Source organism: Nostoc sp. (assembly GCF_054880495.1).
Genome location: NZ_JBTYKD010000029.1, coordinates 1 through 6,394, shown reverse-complemented (window position 1 = coordinate 6,394; position 6,394 = coordinate 1). Strand labels below are relative to the sequence as shown.

Below are 6,394 nucleotides of genomic sequence, written 5' to 3'. Positions count from 1 at the left end.
TATGCTGGCAGTCTTTACCGCTTTGCTAGTTCATCTTTAGGAGAAATATACATCGAAGATCCAAAGCCATTGTTTTTAGATCGATTCAATCTGGTCATTTCTGACAATTTATCAAATAATTATCAGCTAAAAATTCATTCTCCTAAGTGGTTTATCTCGTGCAATTTAGCCATTTATCAATACGACGGAGATAACAGCACCATTGTAGAGCAGGATTTAGATGCTATTAAGGCGGCAGTAATTCCAGCGCCATGAGGTAATTCTAGATTTTCTAGAATTTTTACAGTAACATTCCATTATTTATTAGTGAAATGTTGCTATAAAACGTGTGATTTTTGGAGAATATATGCGAATAACTCTTGCTACTTTGAATCAACTTTTTCAAGGCATTTCGACGATTTTTGAAGAGCTAGTGGCTTTTGAATCTCAACAAGTTGCTTCTACCCATCCTCAGCCTTCGCCACCTACTGATATTCTGGTTGCACCCTCAGACTCAGGGCAGGACAGCCAAGCTCCAATTCACTAAATAAAACACAAACAGTGATTACAGAAGTAGCTTAAATTTTACTTCTGTAATCTTTCTCTTCTAAATAAAATGCAGCAATTTGATCCGAAACTTGCAGCTTTTCTGCTGACTCTTTTTAGTTCGTTTATCGGCTGGCTACTTTTGTGGCTTGGCCACCGAGAGAAAGCTACTCAAAAGCGAATTGAATCAGCCGAAAAAGCCCTTAATGATAAACGTGACTTTAACCATCTCGTAAATAATCAATCGCAAATTTCTACCGGCATAGCGACGGGCTTCGAGGATCTGGAAAATCACATTAGAGAGCTTGAAAACCAAGTGCGCGAAATTAAAGCTTACCTGATTCGCAATCATCATAAGGATGACAAGCTTTAGCGCTGTGGGGATTCATTCCATCAAAATCAAGCGCAGGGGATCTAAACGCACATACCAAGGAAAAGGTTGGTCTTTCATCGTCGCCCATTTTTCTTTGAAAACTTCAGCTTGCAGATGGTAATCTTGAGAATTCTTGGCAGGCGAATGTAATTTGAGAAACAACGTCATTCGATGGGGCGTTTCACTTGTGCGTACTACCCAGCAGGGAAAGGTATTTTCCTGTGATGAGTCGTTGGTAAAAATGAACTGATGGGCACGAATGCCGACGTGGGATAATTCGCTCTTGATTGGTTCAATTAATTGAAGAGTACAACCCCAATCAGTCGCTTCTACCTGTTGTGATGACTGGGGAACAATACGGGAGAAGTTTTTACATCCGGTAAGTTGGGCGACACTAACGGTAGTAGGATGCTCGAAAATATCATGTTTGCTGCCATAATGAATGGCTCTACCATGCTCCAATACCAACAGATTCGGACAAATCCGATAAGCTTCTTCCATATTATGGGTGACAAATAGAGTCACACCTTGATAGTCAGCTAGAGTTTCTGTCATTTGCTGCTCTAATTGACTACGTAGATGGGTGTCAAGCGCGGAAAAAGGTTCATCCAAAAGCAATGCTTCCGGTTGACTTGCCAATGCTCTGGCTAAGGCTACCCGTTGTTGTTGACCCCCAGAGAGTTGGTGCGGATAGCGATCGCCTAATCCCTGCAACTGCATCGCTATTAGTTGATCCTCTACCTGCACTCTAATACTCCCAGCAGATAGTTTTTTGGGCAAGCCGAAAGCGATGTTTTGCGCCACACTCAGATGTGGAAAAAGCGCATAATTCTGCACTAAAAAACCGATGCGGCGATCGCGGCTGGGTAGATTAATTCTTTGTTCGGAGTCAAACAGGACTCTGCCATTTAAAACTATGCGTCCTCTACTGGGCGTTTCTATCCCCGCAAGGCAGCGCAAAATCATACTCTTACCTGCTCCAGAACCCCCTAACAATCCCAAAGGCTGATCATTGCTATTAAAAGACACCCTGAGATGAAAACTCGGCAGTTGTTTTTCGATGTCTACAAAAAGTCCAACTGCTGACGAAGGTGCAGACAATAAAGATGATTCACTCCCTTGTCCCCCTTGTCCCCCTTGTCCCCCCACTCCCCTGTTCTTTTCCCTCAATTCTTGCCAGAAGTTGACTGCAATAATTCCAGATAGAGAAATCACCATAATTGCGATCGCCCAAAACCAAGCCTCGTTCATTGCTCCCGCTTCCACAGCAAAATAAATCGCCATTGGGATTGTCTGCGTTTGTCCGGGAATGTTACCAGCTAGCATCAACGTCGCCCCGAATTCTCCCAAAGCACGGGCAAAAGCTAGCATTGTGGCGGCTACAATCCCAGATACTGCTAGAGGTAAACTGATGCGCCAAAAGATTGTGGCTTCAGTTGCACCAAGGGTTCTGGCTACTCGCAGCAGATTACCATCTATTTGTTCAAAGGCTCCCAGTGCAGTTTTATACATTAAAGGGAAAGAAACTACAGTAGCTGCGATCGCTGCACCATACCAAGTAAAGACGATGGTGAAGTCAAAAGTCTGCATGAGTTTCCCTACGGGGCCATTTTTCCCAAAAAATAGCAGCAACAAGAAACCGACAACTGTGGGGGGCAAAATCAATGGCGCAATAAAAATACCCTCAATCAACGATTTACCTTTGCCACGATATCCCAGCATCCAGTAGGCAGCAGCAATACCCAAGAAGTAGGTGATAAATGTGGCAAGTAATGAAGTTTTGAGTGATATCCAAAGAGGCGATAAATCCAATGGCATAGTTGTCTGGGAAGAATTAGCTCAACTAATCCATAATTTACCAACTTTATTTCCAATATGTTGGTAAAAGTTGGTAAATTACCTAACAAATAATAAAGAAAATTGCCAAAACTAGACAATGCTGTAGGGGCACAGCAATGCTGTGCCCCTACGACAGGTGTAATTCAAATAGATAAAAATAGCTGTAATTAATCCAGTTGACTGCTGTAGGCACTAAAACCATAAGCCAAAGTTTCCTTTAAACTACCTGATGGCTTGAGACTTCTATTGATAGCATTAGCAAATGGTACTGGAATTCCTTTAATAGTTTCCGGCAAAATTGCATATTCTTGCGTTGGTTCGACAATGTATTGTGGACATTTCGTTTTCATCCCAGCAGTAGCTAACATTTCCTCTATTTCAGAGGCGGAATATTGTTTGAGATAAACTGGATTTCTCACAAATGGGTTCAGCTTTCTCACAAAATTATGGATAATATGAGAAGGACAGGATTTGTTGTGAAAGGAATGATTAAAAACAAAAATTCCGCCAGGTTTTAGTACGCGAACTATGTCAGCCAACAATTTTCTTAATTGTGCATCTGGGATATGCATAAAGACGCAGTTAGAAATGACCAAATCTATAGAATTATCTTCTAAAGGCAATATTTCAGCAGAATCGCAAATCAAGTTAAATTCAGCTTCTGGGAAAAAATTATATTCTTGTTTAACCTTGATTAACCGCCGCAACAAAGGCTCAGAAATATCAATCCCATAATATTTTTCACATTTCAGATTTTTCGCTTTAGAAAGATGCAAAGGTGCGCGACCATAACCAGAACCAATCTCTAAAATAGAACCAACAGATTTATTCAACGGGAATTTATTCCAAGTACCTCCAGGCGTGCCAGTTAGCAGAGTGTAATCTTGTTTTATCGGCGATGTATCTGCAACTTTTTCAATTTTTTGGGAACCATAATATGTTTTACCAATTGCGTCCCATGTTTTTTTATGTTGAGTATTATTCAACTGTTCATAGTCACTAGGAAAATAAATGCCATCTCGTAATTCAAAGTTATTTAGACTGAATTTTCCATTTGCTAATTGAGTCATTATGATTATTCCTCATGAATAGTTAAGTCTGTTTTCTGTTATACTCTTAACTCAGCATGAACCGCAAGTGATTTTTACTGAACTCCTTCACTTAAGTAGAGCGGCGTGAATAATTCAAGGTTTGTAGTAAGGACTTTAGTCCTAATTTGAGGGCTTCAGCCCTCAGTACGAACTCATATCAAGATTTTTTACATTACTTAATCTACTTTGATTTATTCTCACCTACTTACTTAGCCTTTCTTCAGAGCTAGGGGAATTCCATTAGCCCTTTTAATGTTAAGGAACGTGGATTAAATAAAATGCAAAACTTCATCCTATATCTAGCTTCCCTCTCCTTTATAAGGAGAGGGATTGAGGGTGAGGTAAGCCAGGGACATAAATTGTATGTTATTTAATTCTTATTCCTAAGTTAACACGCATGATAGCTGTGCTACCAAAGCCCCTATTGCATCCAAAGCAAAACCGCTATAATAGCAAACCGTCGCCTGATTCAGAACATAAGTTCGGATACATTAGCTGATGGACTGCAACAATTGGAGGCTGTGATGGTAGAAGGGTTACAACAAAAACGGGTGGTAGTTGTAGGTGGAGGTTGGGCTGGTTTAGGAGCAACCTACCATTTGGCAAAACAAGGCTATGATGTAACACTTTTAGAAGCAGGACCCTATCCCGGTGGATTGGTGGCAGGTTGGCAAACAGCCGCCGGAAAATCTGTTGAAGCTGGCATTCATGGCTTTTGGTATCCTTACAAAAATATTTTTTCCCTAATCAATGAATTAGAAATTAATCCTTTTACTACTTGGACTCGTTCTTCCCAATATTCGCCAGCAGGTTTGGAAGTTGAATCACCGATTTTTCAAGACTTACCGCGACTCCCCTCCCCACTAGGAACTTTTCTCTACACTCAGTTTAAGCGGCTGCCACTAATTGACCGTCTTAGCGCCCTACCTTTACTTTATGCGGTTGTTGATTTTGACAATTCTGATGCAGCTTGGCGGCGCTATGACTTTGTAACTGCCCGTGAATTATTCAAAGACTTTAATGTTTCGGCACGGCTTTACCGCGAGGCTTTTGAACCAATGTTATTAGTGGGCTTGTTTGCCCCTGGTGAACAATGTTCAGCCGCAGCAACTTTAGGGATGCTTTACTTTTTTATTCTGGCTCATCAACCGGATTTTGATGTAGTTTGGTGTCGGGGAACTGTCGGGGAAAAAATATTTCGTCCTTGGGTGGAACGTATTGAAAAAGCTGGTGCGCGAGTGTTGCCCAAGCGCCGAGTTACAGACTTAATTGTTGATAGTAATCATCGAGCAAAGGGTGTGGTTTGCGGTGATGAAGTAATTGAAGCAGATGCTGTGATTTTTGCGGTTGGAATCACGGGGATGAAGAAAATCGTCTCAACTAGCCCTAGTTTACAAAGCCGTGAAGAATTCCGTAATTTGAGCAATTTAGGAGCAATTGATGTTTTAGCAACGCGACTATGGTTTGACCAGAAAATTGATATTCCTCGTCCTTCTAATGCCTGTTTTGGATTCGACGCAACTACAGGTTGGACGTTTTTTGATTTGAATGCTTTACATGATGAATATCGGGATGAACCGGGAACAGTGATTGAAGCCGATTTTTATCACGCTAATCAGTTTCTGGGTTTGAGTGATCAGGAGATTTTACCAATAATTCAGGGTTATTTAGCAACTTGTGTGCCAGCATTTCGAGAGGCAAAGATAATTGATAGCAGTGTAATTCGCTTATCTCAGGCAGTGACTCACTTTGCACCTGGTAGCTATCGTTATATGTTACCCCCTAAGACAAGTTTTGAGAATGTGTTTATGAGTGGCGATTGGATTGTAAACCGTCATGGTTCCTGGTCACAGGAAAAGGCTTATGTTACTGGTTTGGAGGCGGCGAATTTGGTGGTGTCTTATTTGGGAGAAGGTCAGCCATCTGAGATTTTAGCTGTAGAAGAGGATGAAGTGCATATACAAGTCGCGCGATCGCTCAACCAAACTTGGCATGACTTCGCCAAATCTATCCTACCTAACTTTTGGTTGCCCTAATCTATAGGGTAGCAAAGTTGTGCATCCCGACTGTATATTTCTCACAATAAGAGTGAACTATTAATTGTAATCTAAATTCGGTAAGCTAAAGAAAGCGATCGCATAATGTAAATCAAATAACATAGCTTATGGAGCCAGACTCTTTACAAACCGAGGTTATTCTGATGCATCCGCGTGAGTCTCTTGGCAGAGTGCAACTTGATTGGACACCCCAACCCGGAAACTATCTCGATTTTCAAGGTAAAACCTATGCGGTTTTAGAGCGCCGCCATAGATACCAACTTCAATCTGGGCGCTACCGCTTGCATAATATTGCGATTTATGTACAGTCGGCAAAACGACCATCTGAGAAAAGTTTGGTAGCGGGACGTTGGGTAATCGGTGATGCCACCTGCTGCTATAATGCTCATTCAGAAATTATTCGCTGTGCAGTCAATCCAGATGGCCCTTGCAAATCTTGCCGCTTTTATGAAAAGTTAGAAGTTAGGAGTTTGGAGAGACGCGATTAATCGCGTCTGTACAGGAGTTTG

Annotated in this window: 6 protein-coding genes and 1 pseudogene; 5 read left to right on the top strand and 2 right to left on the bottom strand. The window is 41.5% G+C overall.

Going from position 1 to position 6,394, the window contains the following annotated elements:
• The 3 genes and pseudogenes from ACYTXL_RS03340 to ACYTXL_RS03330 all read left to right on the top strand — a co-directional run.
• Positions 1–255, top strand: a pseudogene (locus tag ACYTXL_RS03340) (hypothetical protein); the annotation flags it as partial.
• 91 nt (positions 256–346) lie between these two features.
• The gene (locus tag ACYTXL_RS03335) at positions 347–526 is read left to right on the top strand and encodes a hypothetical protein (protein ID WP_461923488.1); all 180 of its coding nucleotides are present in this window, start codon (positions 347–349) and stop codon (positions 524–526) included.
• A 69-nt stretch (positions 527–595) separates the two neighbouring features.
• Entirely contained in the window at positions 596–898 is a 303-nt protein-coding gene (locus tag ACYTXL_RS03330) for a hypothetical protein (RefSeq protein ID WP_461923487.1), read from the top strand.
• Between the two features lie 12 nt (positions 899–910).
• On the opposite strand, the gene modB is transcribed toward ACYTXL_RS03330, so the two are convergent.
• Both modB and ACYTXL_RS03320 read right to left on the bottom strand, forming a co-directional pair.
• Positions 911–2,716, bottom strand: a complete 1,806-nt coding sequence (modB, locus tag ACYTXL_RS03325) for a molybdate ABC transporter permease subunit (RefSeq protein ID WP_461923486.1) — start codon at positions 2,714–2,716, stop codon at positions 911–913.
• Between the two features lie 188 nt (positions 2,717–2,904).
• Positions 2,905–3,807 (bottom strand): class I SAM-dependent methyltransferase, encoded by a 903-nt coding sequence (locus tag ACYTXL_RS03320; RefSeq protein ID WP_461923485.1) that lies wholly within the window; start codon positions 3,805–3,807, stop codon positions 2,905–2,907.
• 545 nt (positions 3,808–4,352) lie between these two features.
• On the opposite strand from ACYTXL_RS03320, the gene ACYTXL_RS03315 reads away from it, so the two are divergent.
• Both ACYTXL_RS03315 and ACYTXL_RS03310 read left to right on the top strand, forming a co-directional pair.
• Positions 4,353–5,864, top strand: coding sequence for a hydroxysqualene dehydroxylase (locus ACYTXL_RS03315; protein WP_461923484.1), 1,512 nt, complete (start codon positions 4,353–4,355; stop codon positions 5,862–5,864).
• Positions 5,865–5,992: 128 nt separating this feature from the next.
• On the top strand, positions 5,993–6,373 hold the full coding sequence (locus ACYTXL_RS03310; protein ID WP_461923483.1) for a DUF6464 family protein: 381 nt from the start codon (positions 5,993–5,995) through the stop codon (positions 6,371–6,373).
• Positions 6,374–6,394: the final 21 nt, after the last annotated feature.

Excerpts from the sequence above, each read along its gene's own strand:
- ACYTXL_RS03335 (WP_461923488.1), top strand. The coding sequence starts at position 347 with ATGCGAATAACTCTTGCTACTTTGAATCAACTTTTTCAAGGCATTTCG.
- ACYTXL_RS03330 (WP_461923487.1), top strand. The coding sequence starts at position 596 with ATGCAGCAATTTGATCCGAAACTTGCAGCTTTTCTGCTGACTCTTTTT.
- modB (WP_461923486.1), bottom strand. The coding sequence starts at position 2,716 with ATGCCATTGGATTTATCGCCTCTTTGGATATCACTCAAAACTTCATTA.
- ACYTXL_RS03320 (WP_461923485.1), bottom strand. The coding sequence starts at position 3,807 with ATGACTCAATTAGCAAATGGAAAATTCAGTCTAAATAACTTTGAATTA.
- ACYTXL_RS03315 (WP_461923484.1), top strand. The coding sequence starts at position 4,353 with ATGGTAGAAGGGTTACAACAAAAACGGGTGGTAGTTGTAGGTGGAGGT.
- ACYTXL_RS03310 (WP_461923483.1), top strand. The coding sequence starts at position 5,993 with ATGGAGCCAGACTCTTTACAAACCGAGGTTATTCTGATGCATCCGCGT.